The sequence below is a fragment of the Methylotetracoccus oryzae genome, assembly GCF_006175985.1.
GTDB lineage: Bacteria > Pseudomonadota > Gammaproteobacteria > Methylococcales > Methylococcaceae > Methylotetracoccus > Methylotetracoccus oryzae.
Genome location: NZ_SRSH01000017.1, coordinates 92,762 through 110,019, shown reverse-complemented (window position 1 = coordinate 110,019; position 17,258 = coordinate 92,762). Strand labels below are relative to the sequence as shown.

Genomic DNA, 17,258 nt, shown 5'->3' with positions numbered 1-17,258 from the left:
CCAACACACCATGACAGAGCACAGCGTCGGGATGGACCCATTACCCGGACTGACTGCAGACTGAAGAACTCATCTGAGCCGGAGTTCGCCCCCGAAAATTACACCACCTTGACGGACGCTACCAACCGCCGTTGGGTGGGGCCCCAAAGTCATGGCCTATCCTCCCTGAATCCATTTGCCGAACGTCCCGTATCAATCCGCAAGTGCGAACAGGGGAGCGACCGTGTTAACGGGGCTTTTCCAGACTAATTCGGTGGACCCGTAACCAGTCTGACGCGAGAGCGAACGAACCAATGGCCCGCCGGGCTCGGAGCCGGTCGGACCGTGCGCACACCGCGCCATCGAGGATACCACTTTGGTATTAGTGGCCACGCGCAGGGTGAATACTTCACTCCGGAATGGCGCGAGTGGCTCCTAATCTATGCCCTCCAATGTTTGATCCATAAAGGGGGCAGAAAAATGAACATCACACGACAAGTCATGGCATTCGCGGTGGTTAGCGCGCTCACGGGCACCGCGATGGCTTACGACCCTGGCGTAACTGTGGCCAATCGGCAGGCGCTGGCGTCGTCGTCAGAGGCTTATTGGACGACCGATCGAGTAGCCAGCGCCCAGCCACTGTTGCCGACACGGGATAGCGGCGGGCTGATCAGCCAGAGCTTCGGGACCGCGAATCTCGACTTCACCCGATCTCGCATCACGCCGCAATCTGCGAACAAGGCGCGGCCGTATCGGTCAGTCGGCAAGCTTTACTTCTCGGTCCCGGGGCAGGGCGACTTTCAGTGTTCCGCATCAGTGATCAAAAACCGGCTGATTGTCACCGCGGCACATTGCCTTTACACCGATGGCATCGGCTGGCACACCAACTGGGCGTTCATTCCGGGTTTCGACGGTACCAAGGCGCCACCTGCAAATCGTCCGTACGGTACCTGGAACTGGTCCCATGCCACCATTCCGACCGCTTGGGTGACCAGCGCCGGTGCCTTGCCGAACAACGAAGATTTCGGTCTTCTGGAACTGGTAGATCAAGCCACGCCGCCAAGTGCGGTGACAAGAACGGTGGGCGCAACGGTCGGAAAGCTCAATGTTGAGATCGGGCATCTGTCTGATACCCACGTGACCATGCTCGGCTATCCCTGCAACTTCGATAGCTGCGCGATCATGCAACGCAATGATGCCGGGGACCATCGCGGTTCCGGTGTGGCGGGCAGTACCGCGTATGAATATGGCAGTGATATGACCGGGGGCTCGAGCGGTGGCCCCTGGGTCGAGAACTTTGGCGACCCTGCTGCGGCTGCCCCGACGGGGAGCCGCGTCACCCGTAACGCGGTCGTGGGGGTGACCTCTTATGGGTACACCGATCCGAACGTGAAGATACTCGGCGCTTCGCAGTTCAATGCCAACTTCCAATCGATCCTGAACTCGACCTGCGCTCTGGCGCCCGGTAACTGCTGAACTTCTTCGGCTATCGGCTCCGGCCTTCTGGCCTCCGCACGCAGGGCCGACGAGTCGGATCTGATTTCTGAGACCCCCGGCAACGGGGGTCTTTTTTTATATGACAACCGAATAGCGCGGACCGCTGGGGTCTCGTTATCCGCACCGTGCGCTGTTCGGTCAGGCAGGCGCTTCTCGCCCGCATGGCTTTCCCGCCCCCGCCGGACGGGGGCGCACACCCAGTTCGCACACTCCCTCCCGGTTGCGCTGACCTCGCGAACGTCCCGCCACGATCCAAGCTCGCCAGACGAGTGGCACCTCGCCGCTGCCATCGCCTGACAGCGGTTCGAGTTCAGTCATGACGCCCGTTGTGCACGACAAGGATGCCGCTGCGCGTACCAAAACGGCCATCTGAGGAGTGCAGCTGTGCTCCGCCTCATTGTCTGCGAGGCCCGTGTTTCCGGCTACTCAAGATTCCAGCCGCGCCAGGAAAACCGTGCAAGCGCCACACCTCCTGTCGATCCGGCCCTGTCCGTTCGGACGTCGCTTCGGCGTGAATCCGCGGCTGAATCAGGTTGGTCCGCCCGTTCAAGTCTGGCCCGCGTGATATGAACCGCAGCATTTAGATCGACCATTCCCCAACCCGGTTGGTCGATTTCGGGCTTCGCCCGACGCGAAGATCCGCGAGCTGCGCCACCATGTCATTCGGGGTTCGTGGTACCGCTAATGATTTGCCATCACCAGATCAGGAATTACCAGGGCACCCGGATACATGAATATTGGTGAATATTACCACGCAATGAGGAGCCCATATATTTAACCTATACCTGGCCCGTGAATCAGAGGCCACTGGCGCGTCTGTACTGCGGGCTAGTCCGTTACTTCCTACATTAATACCTTATAGAGGTGAGACCGATGAAGATCGTTCACAACAAGTCAGTTTCCGGTATGGGTGGTTTTTCAAAGGGTGGGGCGTTGAAGAGCATGCTCATTCTCGCTGCGCTTCCATTTGCCACTCTTGCGGGCGAACCGGTCGCACCGGTTACTCCCCCCGTGCCTAACCCCAGCAGTGAAGGACTGCAGCCATCCGAGTTGCTGTCTCCCGCTGCAACCTCATGTTCGTGGACATTTACTTCCGGCAGCGGTCACAACGCGACGCAGTATTGCGTCACCAGCAACGGGAATATCACGCAGTTTTCGCGAGCGGGTGTGGAGTTCATCAACGCAGGTGCCATACAGGAGGGTTACGGAATCTGTGACTTCAATTCGGGCGCTGCGTACTATGACTACGCGGACAGCGACAGTGGCAACTGGGGACCGGCCAACGTTACCAGTGTCACGGCTACCCAAGTCGTTCTGAATCGCACCACCAGTGACGGAATCTGGCGCCTGACGCAGACGATCGTCAAGGGCAACGCGACGGGATCGAACCCGGGAACCGCGACGGTGACCATGGTCCTCAAGAACAACACCGGCGTGGCGCGGAGCGTCTATCTCCTTCGTCATGCCGATGTGGATGCCAACAGCACGCCGAGCGACGATCACTTCGACTACACCATCGACACCGCGATCGGGCTGCAACCGTCCTTTGGTGGTGGCCTGTCAGGGGCGAGTCAGACCTTCAACTTCGCTTACGATGCTTATGTGCAGAGCGTTTACTCCGGTCCCGCACCGTGCAATGCGTACGCGAACTACTTTGCCAATGCCTCGTCGGGCTATGTAGGTGATGGCTCCATCGAGCAACTTTGGTCCATGACCGTTCCCGCGTTCGGGACCAGGACGGTCAAGATGGTCTACCGACCCATCTGATAGGGAGACTGGCCACAAGCAGTGGCTGACTACACATTGCTCCGGCCCGAATCGCTCGCACGCCAACGTACTTGCGGGCGGCCATCGGCCAGAGTTGGGCTGGTGGCGCAATTCGGGCCGGAGTAATGGCACCGCGGTCGCCCGGACTGGGTCCGGGCGACCCACCCTGTCGATCGGTCGCGACAGGGCGCCAAAAAAACTTGCCGGCGCAGCGGATGCGTGCCGTGTCGGACTTGATCCCAGGGGGAACGTGGACGCGGTGCCGGCCATTGTTCGGAAGGGATTCGGCCGGGATACACCGAAAGCCACGCCTATCGTGCCTTGGCCCGCCGAAACTGAATGTCTCGCATGCGATGGGCTTTGCACGGATTCCAGCGACGGTGCGGCGCCCGAGTTCATCGGAGTGCGCGGTCCAGTCATTATCTCCCCGTGGTCTCGGATTTCGTTATGGCAGAAAGCCCGGCGGTATGGATACGGGCGGACACGTTACGTGACCAGAGCCGACAGAATCTTTGGCCGTGCACGGTGCCGGGAACCCAGGGAACGCGCAGCGGGTTCGGGGCCGAAGGTGAGTTCAAGTTCAGCACCCGCCACTTGACGGATTCTATGGCCGCAAAATGTGACACCCTCGAACGCTGCAGGGCACCGTATCGGTGCGGTGTAGTATGGACCGGGGAGGTCAATGCGTGGCTCTCTTCCCGCTCGACTCAGTCGGTAAGCGTGAATCTGTTCCAACAACGCATTTGGCGGCCGCGACCCGGGACGAAAATGGCAGACGCTCGCTCGCGCGCTCGGGCCGGGTGAGGTGGATACCGGATCGGCGCCGCCGTCAGTGCGAGAAAAGTTACTTGTGTCCAGGCATGTGCAGCAGGGCATTCGCCAACCTGTTTAGTGATGATCTTCAGCTGGCTACCTTGGCAGCACCGATTCCTGAGCCGGAGCTACAACGGTAGCTGCAGTTATCAGTCACTTGGCTGCCAGTGATCGGTTCGGAGAATGCGTCTGGCGGCTCAGCTGAGCTTCGTCGCTAATCAAGTTCGCCAAAACGAGCGATTCTGGCTGAGCGCTCTGTGGTAACGAACAGGCTATGTGGTATCACCCGCACTCTGCACTGGCCTCTCCGGAAGGATTCGCGCATTAAGCGGATTTTTCGAGTTCCTTCGCGAGATATAATCTATTTCCTGATTTGGCTGCCAAGGCTCTTCTCATCTCATCCCAAAAGTGTCGGTAAGATCAGGAACATAAACTTTAAAGAGACTTGCGTACCCACTTCCAGTAGTACTACCATGAAGCCAGAGAACGGGGGTGAAGGATTACCGCTTGCGGCAAGCCACCTTTCTGGCGCCCCAAGCGACATTTTGGGACATTAAACCGCAGGACGACCGTGAAGCGCTTGCTTTCCGTCAATAGCTATTATTACCGGCGAGACGGTTCGGAAGTGGTCTATTTCGATCACAACGCGTGCTTCGAAGCCGAAGGTTGGACCGTGGTGCCCTTCGCGATGCAGCACCCGAACAATCGCCCCAGCGACTGGTCGCGTTTTTTCGTCGACGAGATCGAATTCGGACACGAATATGGTCTGGTCGAGAAAATTCGTCGGGTACCCAAGGTGATCTATTCCCGGGAGGCTCAACGCAAGTTGCGCCTGTTGCTCGACAAGGTGTCCGTCGATATTGCGCACTGTCACAGCATTTATCATCACCTTTCGCCGTCCATACTGCCCGTTCTGGCCGAGCGCCAGATTCCTGTGGTGATGACGCTACATGACCTTAAGATCGCATGCCCTGCCTACCACATGCATCGCGCGGGCGTCGGCGTGTGCGAAGCCTGCCGCGACGGTGGCATCACCCAGGTGCTCCGAAATAGATGCGTCAAGTCTTCGGCTGCGCTCAGTTTCGTGATCTTTCTGGAAGCCGCCGTCAATGGCTGGCTTGGGTCCTACCGTCACCATGTGCAGAGATTCGTTTCTCCCTGTCAATTTTACGCGGACAAGCTGGCTGAATGGGGTTGGGATCCGCAGCGCTTCACCGTCATACCCAATGCGATAGATCTCAGGGGATGGGAGCCGTCCTACGGTGTAGGGGACCATTTCCTTTATTTCGGCCGCCTTTCGGCGGAGAAGGGATTGCTGACTCTGGTGCGAGCCGCTGCCGCTTCAGGTGTAGAAGTGCGGCTGGCCGGCGATGGTCCCCAGCGCGCAGAGTTGGAAGCGGAGTCTCTTCGCCTGGGGGCACGCGTAAAGTTTCTCGGTCATCTGCAGGAGACCGAATTGCGAGCAGCTATCGCCGCTTGTCGCGCCACAGTGCTGCCGGCCGAATGGTATGAGAATGCACCAATGAGCGTGCTGGAATCCTATGCCATGGGGAAACCCGTGCTGGGAGCCGACATCGGTGGCCTTCCCGAACTGATCGAATCGGGGCGTACCGGCTGGCTTCATTCCAGCGGCTCGGCCGAAGCGTTGGCCTCGGGTCTTCGCGAGATTCGCGACATGAAAGACGCTGAGGTTGAGGAAATCGGTCGAGCGAGCCGCGCCCATGTCGAGCAAAAGCATTCGCTCACTCAGTACACGCGCCGGATGCTAGACCTTTATGACACTCTTGATGGCAGGCAGCATTAACAGACCGGAACTATCGCGCCGGGGGGAGATACGACTCGGATTCCGTTGCAATGCGCGCTGCGGCTTTTGCTACTATCAGGATCTTCTGGACCAACCACCCGAGAAGGAGCCTACAAGCGCCGCTTTGCGTGCGGGCTTAACGGCATTGCGCCGCCTTGGCGCCACGGAAGTCGAGTTCACCGGCGGCGAACCGACCATCTCGGCTGAACTGCCGGATTTGACAAGGTTCGCGCGCCATCTCGGTTTCAGTTATATCTCGCTGATAACCAATGGCATTCGCCTGGCGCGGCCCTCGTATGCTGAAGAACTCGTGGCGGCGGGAATCAATGACGTACTCATCTCGATCCACGGTGCCCGGGCGGAAACCCATGACCGCCTGACCGGCATCCCCGGCAGTCACGGCAAAGCCATCCAGGCCTTTGAGAATCTTCGAGCCCTCGGCGTGCGCTGTCGCACCACATGTACCGTCACGGGAGACAACCTGGCCGAGATAGAGGATATCCTGGCCCTGTTTCTGAGCCTTCAGGCAAGCGCTGTCCACTTTGCGGTGTTTAGTCCGGCAGCCCAGGCCGGCGGTACCGAAGCGGGCCTCAGGCTCTCTTACGCGGAGGCTGCCGCTGCTCTCAAGCGAGCGATTGCCCGCCATGAAATGGCGCTGCCACCACTCAGCGTCAAGTACATACCCTTCTGTTACATGCAAGGCTTCGAGCGGTATGTCATGAATTTCTACCAGCAGAGTTTCGATCCCGACGACTGGAACTACTACTTCAGCAACCGTGTGCGCCGCGCCCCTTCCGGCTGGCGCGCAATCGTGTTTGATGCGATCTCGCTGTCGGGTTGCTTGCTGGCACGACACTGGAGGTTGCCATTCGGCCGCGGGCTGATCGGCATGAAGATATACGGTTTGACCCGGCTCATCGAACTGGTCCGGAAGCGTCGGTTGCCCGCTTGCCGCAGTTGCAGTCATGACCTGATTTGCGATCATGTCTGGAAAGGATACGAGGACGTGTCGACAATCCGCCCCATTCCGGGCAAGAAGCTAACTCATCCGGCAGAGAACTACGTTATGGCGGCTTACCGTAAACCTGCAACTTCATTTTCAGAAGAGGTGTGCAGGCGACCCGGCAACCAGATAGACGGTTGTTGCGGTGGCTGAGCTCATCAGGGATGTCATCGTCATGGGCGCATCGTCCGGCATCGGGCTCGCCTGCCTACAAGAGTTCGTATCCCGCGGGTGGCGTGTGCTCGCGTGCGTGCGTCAACCGGCAGCGCTCAACGCTGCGCTGGCCCAGTTCCCGCCGGCACACCGTGTGGAGTGCGTGAGCTTGGACGTTTCCTGCGGTGACAGCATTCGACGTGCCGCTGGCACGGCGATGGACTGGATCTCCGAGGCTTCAGCTGCCGTGGGTATCGTTAATGCGATCGGCGTCGGTGCGGTGAAACCCGTCGAGCTAACTTCGAGCGACGATTATCATGACCTATTCCAAGTCAACGTCTTCGGTCCCATGGCGTTCATTCAAGCGCTCATGCCGTCACTGCGTAAGCAGGGCGGCCGCATTGTCCACGTTGGTTCGACGAGTGGGCGGATTGCCTCGCCATTGACCGGCAACTATGCAGCCACCAAAGCGACGCTCGACGCCTTGGTTGCCTGCCAACGCTTGGAACTCGCCGGCTCAAATATACATGTCACCCTCCTTGAGCCCGGTGTGGTCAATACGCCGTTCTGGGATAAGTTGAAAGCACAACAACAGCATCTGTTGCCGGCGCTGCGCGCCGACGGTCTCGAGCGCTACGAGCGCCTGCTCGGTCGCCGTGACAGCGGCAACCCACCGTCGGGCTCTTCCCCAGCCCAGGTTGCGCGGCAAGTCGCCGCCCTGCTCGCTACCCGGGTTCCTCGCCGTCGCTACGCCTTCGGAAAGGACGCATACCGCAAATTGGCGCTGCAGCGTCTGTTGCCGGATAGGTGGTTTGAGTGGCTGCAGATGCGTCGCCTGGGTTGAGCATACGATGTCGAGATGGCGCATCGCCTGCCAGTGCATTAGGGTCGTCATTCCAGCCGCGGCACCTTGCCTGAGGCTTCGCCCAGCGATGGGGCATTCCTTCTCTCGATGATTCAGGTATCAGCTCCGGTTCGCTTCTACCCGGCAGACATCCAGGTATGGCGTTCCCTGTGGCATCAACACGGTTCCAAACCAATCGACCGTTGAGCGGTCGCGTAAGTTTCTATCGGCACACGTCCCCTGTCCGTAACCGTCCAGAATACCCACGTTAGTTCCCTGTTTTCCATGTCAATTATCTCTCACGGACATACCGGCGCTGCGCGCGGTCCCGAGACCGATCCGGGAATAGCGGAAGCACGTGCGGCCCTTCAAGGTTTCGAGCTCGGGCGATTCCTACTGTCCAACCTCGGCTTAAATGGGTACTGGACCTCGTATGTTCTGATGCATCCTGAACGGGGCAGGCTTACGAATCGCAGCAGCGATGGCAGTCCCATGACCGAGTTGGAGTCGCGGCTTCTGAATCGGTGTCCGATCATCCTCGCAACGCAGGAACGGTTTCAGCTATTCCGCGCGTTGACGCAGCCTCTGATCCGCTCCGGTATGCGATTGGCGTCACTCCCCGGTGGGCTGATGGATGATTTGCTCACGCTCGATTACTCGGGTGTTGAGGATGTCGTGCTGACGGCGGTCGATCTGGATCCGGATTCGTTGAGCGGGGCGGAAGCGAACTACAGGCAGCGCAATCCCCCGGTGACGATCGAATGCGAGGCACGCGACGCCTGGAACCTGGAATCGGCGGATCGCTGGGACCTCATCACCAGCAACGGGCTGAACATCTACGTCGAGGACGATGAGCGATGTACCGACTTCTATCGCAGTGTGGCGCGGGCGCTGCGACCGGAAGGCATGTTTATCGTCAGCTTCATCACAACTCCTGACGAGTGGCAGCCCACAAGCGCGAGTGATCTCGATTACCAGCGTTTCCTCTTTCAGGAGGTTCTGCCGGTGAAATGGACCTGTGTCCGGGATGAGGGAAAGACGCGCCAACAACTCACGCAAGCCGGATTTGACGTAATTTCGGTGACTTACGATGAACAGCGAATGTTTCCTGCCGTACTGGCAAAGAGGAGGAGATGAGATGACAGAGCGAGAGGAGCAGGACTAGTGGGGCCGCGAGTGCACTCCAGTGGTGCGCATCTGCGGGGCTCAGCCCGCGGGCGTGTCCCGGCCAAGGTTTGGGGTAGGCTGCAAGCGTTCTTGATGGCGGTCACCGACGGGCGCTTGGGCACTGCCCGGGTACGATTGTCGGGGTCGAGTGCCGTGCGCCTGCGGAAATCCGTATTGGTCGAGCTCGCGGCAGCGGCGACGGCCTGTCTCGCCCTCGGTGACGGCGGTGCCGCACACGCAGCATCACCGGGTGCCTGGGCCGCGCATGAACCCGCGGTCGTAGCTGCCTGCACGGGGGCGAGCGCCTTCCGCGATGCCAAACCCGGGGGCAGCCTGATCGAGTTCGATGATCGCCTGGGTTTGACCGCTCTGGTTATCGAAGGACGATACCCGCAGGCGCAACTGAAGAACCAGCGCGGTCGCGTGCTCTGTCTGTACGACAAGCGCACTCGGTCGGCATCGGTAGCCGACGCCGATGCGTTGCTGCGGGCACGGTGAGCGAACGCGGCCGGGTTTGGCATACGCCGTGCCCCCCAACGAACACGATCCGCGGGGTGTTGTTCTTAGCCTGCCCATTTTCCTGCGGTGATGGCGCCGACCTCCCGATCTGGCAGTCACTGCAAACGGCCGTCGTCGAGGTACAAGGCGCCGCCCGGTCCGAGATTCATCCACACTCCGAACTGCAGCACGTCTCCATCACTGACCGGGATGTTGTCGAGCACGGCCTGCGTCCAGCTCGTACTCGTCGTGAGGGGTGACCGCGCGCGGTATTGTGTTTCCCAGAGGCCGTTGACCCGCCTACGAACGGTTACGCTGAATTGGGCGCCATTGACGTCGCTCATTCGCTTGTACCAAATGGAAGCGGTGTAGCGGGCAGCCGGCAGCCCGCCGACATCCTGTCGGATCAGGGTGGAGAATGCGGCCGCGTTCGAAAACAGGACGGCGCTTTTGCCCCCATGCACATCATTACCGACCAGTTGAGCGGATCCGAGCCCCTTCCATGCCAGGAAGCCAGCCTCGAATCCCCCATTGATCAGCGATAGCGCCTCGGCGGGATACATCAGCGCGAGCAGAGGGTCGCCGAGTTTGTTCCCCATGACGGCCGTCGCGGCAGAGGAAAGCCCGGCATCGTTGAAACCCAGCGCAGCGCGTTGCAACATCAAGGCGCGCTTTTCGGGCTCTATCGTAAACACTTCGTCGGCGAAATATGGCCACTCCTCATGCCCTAAGAGATAGGGCAATAGGAACTCGGTCGACTTTCTGAGCCCCGCCCCGTCGGAGGTGGTGTGGTTCCAAAGATTTCTCGCCCGCCCCATCCCGTCAGCCAATTGAGCAATGCTGTAAGCCGCTGTGAGACCGTTGATATGGTAGGTAAAGTTGTTGGCGCGCTCCATCTCCAGGGGTTGTGTTCCATCGGAGGCGAATTGTAGCGGCAGGAATCGATCCACATAGTCGTCGAACGCTTGCCTTGCGCGTGCGGTATCCTTGAGGTACCGATACATCGCCATTCTTCCGGCCCGGTAATAAGTACTGTGGTTCTGTTGCACTTCTCCATCGGCTACCGCGTCGGGATCGGTCTCCAGCCAAGACAGCAGGGTTCTGAAATAGGCCGCGAGAGCATCCGCGTCAGCCTGATCCCAGGAGGGAGATGCTTCCAGAATACCTGCAGCGTCGCATATTCTGTACATTCCTATCATGAAGATAGGCAGATTGACTCCCCGGAACCCTGTTCCGGGCACAATATTGGAATACTTCATGTGGGGGTTCATGCGAGTGTCGGGGTCTATGAACCACGCCCTCAATAAACGTCCCGCATGTTCTGCATAGCGTTCGTCACGGGTAATGTAGTAGGCCAGACTCAGCAACTCCGCATCTGCCACCATTGGATCGAAAAACGTCCAATCGAGATCGTTGGCCGGGTTATGATGGCCATCTCGGATGATCCACGGTAAGCCATCAGGGGTGTCGGGATTCGGCCAGGCGCGAAAGGCGATTCCCACGAAGTCGTGAGGGTCATGGCTGGGGTTTATTGGTATCTTGGCGGTGTTCTGCGTGACGGAATAAGGCCCCCGAAAAAGCGCGCTGTTTGCTCTCCCCTCCAGGGCCTGAACCCGTCGTTTAAGCGCGGGATCCCCTGCCAGCCACAGGGCTCTGTCGATCTCAAGGTTTCTCAGCTTGAGATGAAAGGTTCGGGCGACGCCACCTTCCACGGACCAGGCAGGCGGAATCCAACAAAGACAGGCGGTGACGGCAGGGACGAGCAGAAGCCAACGTCTGGCATATTCGAGACCTAGCCGGAAGATGGATTTCCTAACTTTTCCTGGCTCTCTAGGGAACGTTTCAGAACCATTGATGACTGTCCTAAAAAACCCGGCGCGCGTGGAGCCAGGAACGGACTTTTTGCTATGCAGTTGCAATCCAGATGACGTTTTGATATCGCCGCTAAATATCACGACACGATCCTCTAAAAATCCCCCCCATTCAGACAGATTTAACCTAAGGCCATCATACCCGTTGCTTGCGACTTATACGGTCACCTCTTCACATGACAATGCTCTGTGTGGTGTGGCCGTCCCGCCTCGGCCCAAGTGACGCCTAGACCATCGCAGCGACGATCCAACTATCAAGGGAAAATGATCAGGTATAGGAAGGTCTTCTGGCCCTGCTTCGGCTATCGTGTTCGGATAGTCGATTCGACGCTGAGTATCGCGCTTTGGGCGCGAAAGGCAATACGTACTTCCACGTAGGTATTACACGAAAAAGGTAGCCGATGTGCCGGCAGAGCGCGCTTACAGTGAGGATCGAAAGACACGGAAATCATCGGTCATACGCGCACGTTCGCGGCCTTGATCAAGAGGGTTCCCGATGCTGTCGAAGTGGGGTGATGGAAATCGGCAACGGTCTGTAACCGCCGGACTAAACCGACCCAATGCCGGGATAGATCGAACGGACTCGAGTGGCTTTCCGGGCGGAACTGACTGAGGATGCCGGGTCAGATGCAATCGTTGCCAGTCTGGGTGAATTATTGTGAGATGCCACGATCCACACTCGTGCGGGTCGCATGGGCCCCGGTTGGCGATAGAGCACAGGGATCACGCTCAGGGTCGGACAAATCGGCCGCTGGGATTTGACGGCCGGCGCCCATCTGCCGGAGAATCCGGGTCTGGATAACCTCAGACTATTCACAGGGAGATTTGAGTATGCGGTTCGTTATGCGACTTGGGTTGGTTGCGTTGTCGGCGGGCCTGCTCGTGGGCTGCGCGTCGAAATCAGATGTGTCCGGGATTCAGACTCAGATCGACGGCCTCAAGGCTGAGCAGGCCAGCATCCGCGGCACCGCGGAACAGGCTCTGGCTGCGGCGCAAGCGGCGAGCGACAAGGCCGGTAGCGCGGAGGCCGAGGCCAATCGTGCCGCCACGGCCGCGCAAGCTGCCAGCACCAAGCTCGACCAGATTCTGGCGAAGGGTGCTCACGGTCGTCACAGTGTCCACAGTCACAGCCACCATCATGGCAAGCTGACCCATAGCCATCCGCACAGCGGACATCACCATCACTAAGCTTGCTGCCACGACCCGCAGGGCTCCAGTGCTCTCCGGGTCGTGCGGTTTTGATCGAGCGAGTCATCGCGACGAGCGGGGGCAGGTGCGATCGTCAGGGCAGGGCTGCCGGGCGTGGATGCAAACTCCAGCCTTCGTTGGGTTGACGAAAACACGCCCGAGGCTCGCGAGCCCGGAACGCGAAAGGCCAGCGGCAAGGGGCATCCGGATTAACGGCATGATCTACAGCGAGCAACACCGGCGCCTGCAGCGGGACTTCGACAGCGAACGTTTCGCGGACAGGGTCAGGGAGATCATCGTGGCGCCCGTGCTTGCGGACGAGCATCGGGCGTTCATCGAGTCGCGCGACATGTTCTTCCTGACGTCCATCGATCACCGCGGCTTTCCGACCTGCTCGTACAAAGGGGGCGCGCCGGGTTTCGTCAGGGTTCCGGACGAACGGACGATCGCCTTTCCCAGCTACAACGGCAACGGTATGTTCCTGTCCCTGGGCAACATGGCCGGCAACGACAAGGTCGGCATGCTGTTCATGGATTTCGAGACACCTCACCGCATGCGGGTTCACGGAACCGCCCGGATCGATCGCCGCGATCCGTTGCTCGACGCGTTCGAAGGCGCACAGCTCGTCGTGCGCGTCCGGGTGTTCGAGGTCTTCGTCAATTGCCCGCGCTATGTCCACACCTATCGACGTGTCGGGTTGTCCAAATATGCGCCGCGTGCCGGTCACGACTGCCCACCCGCCCCGCAGTGGAAACGGATCGATGCCGTACAGGATGCGTTGCCCAACACGGACCAGGGCGTAGCCGAGCAACTGGGTGGCACGATTACGTCGGAGGAATACGCGGCGCTGTTGATGCGCAACGAAGCTTGAGCGGGACCACACGCGTTTTCCTTAGCCGCGCTCCCCTGACCGGGGTGAGAGTCCCATCAAATCAGGGTTGTCACGTCGGTCTTCGCGTCCGTTACCGTTGGGAACGGAAGCTCACGCAGCGATTCGTGACGCGCCTGTACCCATGAATCCGAAATCCTTGCAGCATGCCATCGCACTCGGCATCGGGAATGTCCGGGCAAGCTGCATCGGTGGCACGCACTGGGATTTAATGCCGTATCTCGGACCGCACTACGTCGCTCAGTACTTCCTGATGCTGCGCTGGTTGGGACGGGGCGAGTCGGCGTTCGAGCCGCAGCGGCTCTCGGATGTCCTGTGGGAGACCTACCTCGACAGCGGCTCCTGGCCGATGGTGCGCGATGCCAAGGTGTCGGATGGGGACATCAACGCCACACTGTTCAATTACTGGGCGATGAAAGCCTTGGGCGTCCCGGTCGAGGACGATCGCCTGGCGCGCGCCCGCGCATTCATGCTGGATCGGGGCGGCGTCGAAGCCTGCTCGGTATTCGCAAAGATCTTCCTGGCGTTGGCCGGGCAGTACGATTGGCGCGACGTACCCGACGTTCCGGCGATCCTGTTCAAGGAGTGGAGCCCGGTCAAACCGGCCAGTTTCGGACAGTGGATCGGTCCTCATCTGCTACCGATGGCCTATTTTTCGCGCCGGGAGATCGCGCGGTTGCCCCAGGGGCTGCCGCCCCTGCTGGAATTGTATGCGGGCAAGCCTCGGGCGGCGCTCGCCTCCGTGCAGACCGGCACCGTGGTCAGCGGTCCGCCATCGTCGACGGACGAGGAACTGATCACGAAGATGGTCGAGGCCCAGCAGCCGGAGGGCAGTTGGGGCGGTTACACGCTGTCGACCTTGCTGTGCCTGATGGCGTTCGATGACTATTTGACACACTGTCCGGCGCGTCGCGCGGAGTTCGCCGAGCGCATCGAGCGCGGCTTCGGCTTCCTGGAACGTTTGTACGTGCACAGCGGGGGCAGTGCCTACCGTGGTGTGACCTGCAATGGCCGATGCTGGGACAGTGCGCTGATGGGCATCGCATTGGCCGAGGCGGGCGTCGGTACGGACGAGCTGGCTCCGGTCGCCGATTTTCTGGTGGCGCACCAGACCCCTGACGGTGGGTTACCGTTCGGCGAGGGGTTTCGTGACGTCCCGGACACCGACGACACGGCCGAGATGGTGTCCTTCCTGACGCATTTCCCGGGCCAACGGGATAGTGCCGAGCGAGCCATCGAGTTCCTGCAGCGAATGCAGAACGATGACGGCGGTTGGGGCGCATTCGCGCGCAACAACGATGGGAACCCTCTGCTGAATCTGGCCGTCAAGCCCATGGAGGATTCGGCCGATTTTTTCGACGAAAGCGCGCCCTGCGTGACGGGGCACATCCTTGAGTCCTTCGGATTGCTCGGTTACACCGCGGAGAACTCGCCCACCGTCCAGAAGGCGGTCGCCTACCTGCAGGCAGTGCAGGACCATGAACTCGGCGCATGGTCGGGGCGCTGGGGTATCAACTATCTGTACGGTACGTCGGCTGCGGTCGTCGGTCTGATCCGCTGTGGCGAGAACCCGGCAGCGCCTTACCTGCGCAAGGCATTCGATTGGCTGAAGGGGCGGCAACACGTCGACGGCAGTTACGGCGAGTCCACCCTGTCCTATTTGGATCGCGGCTATGCCGGTGTCGGCGTTGCGACACCCTCCCAGACGGCGTGGGCCCTGTTGGCCTTGCTGGAAGGGGGAGCCAAGACCGCGGCGAATGCGAAGGCCGCTGCCCGCTACCTGGTGAAGGACATCGTCGCCAACGGCAGGTGGGTCGACCTGTCGACGGTGGGGACCGGGCACCCCGGCATCGTTTACATGAACTATCCGTCGTACCCTTACGCGTTTCCGCTGATCGCCCTGGCGCGTTACGCGCGGCGTTTGGGCTTGGTGCCGAGTGCGGCCGCGTCAGGGACGCTTTCGCTCGCCTGACACTGCCGTGCTGAGATCCATGGCTGCGTCGCGCGCGTGTCACGTGCGACAAGGCTGCAGGAAGGGCACTCTCAGTGCTCGCGACGAACCGGTCGGGCCAACGGGCGGGCTGGCCCTCGCGGCGAGTTAATCGACGATCTGATTCATTTCTAGCCCCGACCCGATCTGGCGGTGCAGCTCGGCCATCTGCCGGGCATCCTTGGCCGCCGCTTCGAAATCCCGCAGCAAGGCGCTGGAGCGCGCCCGCAGATCCTTGATTCGGCGACCATAACGATGTGGGCGCGCCTGATAGTCGGCGAGCATGCGACGTTGTTCGTCCGCATTGGCCTCAGCCGTCTGGGCCAGCTCTTCGAAATGGTTGGCCAGCGATGCATGCGCTTCGGGCGTGGCGGCGCTCTCCGCAGCCCTCGCCCAGTCCGTCGCGGTATCGGGCTTGGTCGCGCAGCCCGCGGATACCGTTAGGACCAGGATAGGCGCCAGTGTCAGCCTCAGGTTCATGGTGGTGATTCCCTCGGATCGGATGTCCAACAGAAGTTCCGTCACGTCGACGTGCCGCACGTGAGCCAAGCCAGCCGAAGTGTAACGGGCCGGAGGTGGCGGGGCAACGCGACGGCGATGGGCGCGTCGTGCGGGGACCTGATACGCCCGTATTGATTAGGAGTCGCCCCGGGCGGGGAGGGCGACGAGGGCATTACCGATGGGTGCAGGACCGGATGTCGCTGCCAACTGCGTGATAGCCTGCTCGAAGTGCCGCACGCTCGGCAAGCCAGTGTTTGCGCCGGGGCCCGCGCCCTTGGTTCAGCGCGGCCTGTAGCGCTGACCAAGGACCGGCCGTACCATTCCCCGCAATTCCAAAACAACCGACAGGATTTCCGGATGACTCAGCTGCCGACATGTCCCGCCTGCAATTCCGAATACACGTATGCCGACGGTAACCTCTACATTTGTCCCGAATGCGCGCACGAATGGCCCAAGGAGGGAGTGGTCGATACGGACGATGACTCGGCGGTCGTGCGCGATGCGTATGGCAACGCCCTGCACGACGGCGACTCGATCACGGTAATCAAGGATCTCAAGGTCAAGGGCTCGTCATTGGTCGTCAAGGTCGGCACCAAGGTCAAGAACATCCGGCTCGTCGAGGGTGACCACGACATCGATTGCAAGATCGACGGGATCGGTGCCATGCAGTTGAAGTCGGAATTCGTCAGGAAGGCCTGAGGCGCCCAGTCTATGGCGCGCCGTCCGGTGACGTGCCAGTCCCGGAAAGCGGGGCATGGCGTTATCGGAGCTGTCTGAATCGTCCGAGGACCACCACTGAGAACACGGCATGAACATCACCCGATACGCCTTGTGCATGGCCTATGGCCTCATGGGTCTGACGGCTTTGCTGGGAACCTGGAGCAACAACCGGCATTACCTCGATCTGGGCTTCCTGGAGGCCAACGCCAGATTCTGGCAGGAGACGTTAGTCAACCCGGCCAGTCGCTCGATCACCATCGACATTCTGTGGCTGGGGCTCGCCGCCATCGTGTGGATGTTGCTGGAGGCGCGGCGCCTGTCGATGCGCGGCGTGTGGCTCTGGATCCTGTTCGGTATTTTCGTGGCCATGTCCGCTGCGTTGCCCTGGTTCCTGGTCCATCGGGAGATCCTGCTGGCCAGGTCGGGTGGAGGCGATCATGCGGGCACGCTTTCGGTCGGCGATCTGGTGGGCCTGTTGCTGATTGGCCTCGCGCTACTGGTCTATACGTTTTTCGCTTGGGGGTAGCGCCAGAGCTTGGCCCTGTGCGGTGCGCGCGCTTCGGATTCTGGCATC

At 60.5% G+C, this 17,258-nt stretch carries 14 protein-coding genes; 12 read left to right on the top strand and 2 right to left on the bottom strand.

The genetic code is table 11. The features are described 5' to 3' along the window. The first annotated feature begins 459 nt into the window (after positions 1-459). The 7 genes from BWR02_RS16425 to BWR02_RS16395 all read left to right on the top strand — a co-directional run bounded on the left by BWR02_RS16425 (position 460) and on the right by BWR02_RS16395 (position 9,525). Complete coding sequence (locus BWR02_RS16425; protein WP_139559002.1) at positions 460-1,455, top strand: trypsin-like serine peptidase; 996 nt, start codon at positions 460-462, stop codon at positions 1,453-1,455. A gap of 894 nt (positions 1,456-2,349) precedes the next feature. Continuing rightward, on the top strand, positions 2,350-3,243 hold the full coding sequence (locus BWR02_RS16420; RefSeq protein ID WP_139559001.1) for a hypothetical protein: 894 nt from the start codon (positions 2,350-2,352) through the stop codon (positions 3,241-3,243). Between the two features lie 1,384 nt (positions 3,244-4,627). Next, on the top strand, positions 4,628-5,860 hold the full coding sequence (locus BWR02_RS16415) for a glycosyltransferase family 4 protein (protein WP_139559000.1): 1,233 nt from the start codon (positions 4,628-4,630) through the stop codon (positions 5,858-5,860). Further along, positions 5,832-7,016, top strand: coding sequence for a radical SAM protein (locus BWR02_RS16410; RefSeq protein ID WP_139558999.1), 1,185 nt, complete (start codon positions 5,832-5,834; stop codon positions 7,014-7,016). The genes BWR02_RS16415 and BWR02_RS16410 overlap by 29 nt, the downstream gene beginning before the upstream one ends. Beyond that, positions 7,009-7,860: an SDR family NAD(P)-dependent oxidoreductase gene (locus BWR02_RS16405; protein WP_139558998.1), complete on the top strand. Its 852-nt coding sequence runs from the start codon at positions 7,009-7,011 to the stop codon at positions 7,858-7,860. The genes BWR02_RS16410 and BWR02_RS16405 overlap by 8 nt, the downstream gene beginning before the upstream one ends. A 630-nt stretch (positions 7,861-8,490) precedes the next feature. Beyond that, a complete protein-coding gene (locus tag BWR02_RS20950) occupies positions 8,491-8,997 on the top strand; it encodes a class I SAM-dependent methyltransferase (protein ID WP_162560197.1) in 507 nt (168 codons plus the stop codon). 183 nt (positions 8,998-9,180) lie between these two features. Beyond that, positions 9,181-9,525 (top strand): hypothetical protein, encoded by a 345-nt coding sequence (locus tag BWR02_RS16395; RefSeq protein WP_201276299.1) that lies wholly within the window; start codon positions 9,181-9,183, stop codon positions 9,523-9,525. Positions 9,526-9,641: 116 nt separating this feature from the next. Here BWR02_RS16395 and BWR02_RS16390 read toward each other — a convergent pair whose 3' ends face one another. Continuing rightward, positions 9,642-11,480, bottom strand: a complete 1,839-nt coding sequence (locus BWR02_RS16390) for an alginate lyase family protein (RefSeq protein WP_162560196.1) — start codon at positions 11,478-11,480, stop codon at positions 9,642-9,644. 747 nt (positions 11,481-12,227) lie between these two features. Here BWR02_RS16390 and BWR02_RS16385 point away from each other — a divergent pair. From BWR02_RS16385 to BWR02_RS16375, 3 genes are all read left to right on the top strand, one after another. Next, positions 12,228-12,584, top strand: coding sequence for an Lpp/OprI family alanine-zipper lipoprotein (locus BWR02_RS16385; protein WP_139558995.1), 357 nt, complete (start codon positions 12,228-12,230; stop codon positions 12,582-12,584). Between the two features lie 217 nt (positions 12,585-12,801). Beyond that, positions 12,802-13,455, top strand: coding sequence for a pyridoxamine 5'-phosphate oxidase family protein (locus BWR02_RS16380; protein WP_139558994.1), 654 nt, complete (start codon positions 12,802-12,804; stop codon positions 13,453-13,455). Positions 13,456-13,597: 142 nt separating this feature from the next. Beyond that, positions 13,598-15,445, top strand: a complete 1,848-nt coding sequence (locus BWR02_RS16375) for a prenyltransferase/squalene oxidase repeat-containing protein (protein WP_139558993.1) — start codon at positions 13,598-13,600, stop codon at positions 15,443-15,445. Positions 15,446-15,571: 126 nt separating this feature from the next. On the opposite strand, the gene BWR02_RS16370 is transcribed toward BWR02_RS16375, so the two are convergent. Beyond that, positions 15,572-15,943, bottom strand: coding sequence for a hypothetical protein (locus BWR02_RS16370; protein ID WP_139558992.1), 372 nt, complete (start codon positions 15,941-15,943; stop codon positions 15,572-15,574). 378 nt (positions 15,944-16,321) lie between these two features. Here BWR02_RS16370 and BWR02_RS16365 point away from each other — a divergent pair, with 378 nt between their 5' ends. After that, the gene (locus BWR02_RS16365; RefSeq protein WP_139558991.1) at positions 16,322-16,663 is read left to right on the top strand and encodes a zinc ribbon domain-containing protein YjdM; all 342 of its coding nucleotides are present in this window, start codon (positions 16,322-16,324) and stop codon (positions 16,661-16,663) included. A gap of 109 nt (positions 16,664-16,772) precedes the next feature. After that, entirely contained in the window at positions 16,773-17,210 is a 438-nt protein-coding gene (locus tag BWR02_RS16360) for a DUF2834 domain-containing protein (protein ID WP_139558990.1), read from the top strand. Positions 17,211-17,258 lie beyond the last annotated feature (48 nt).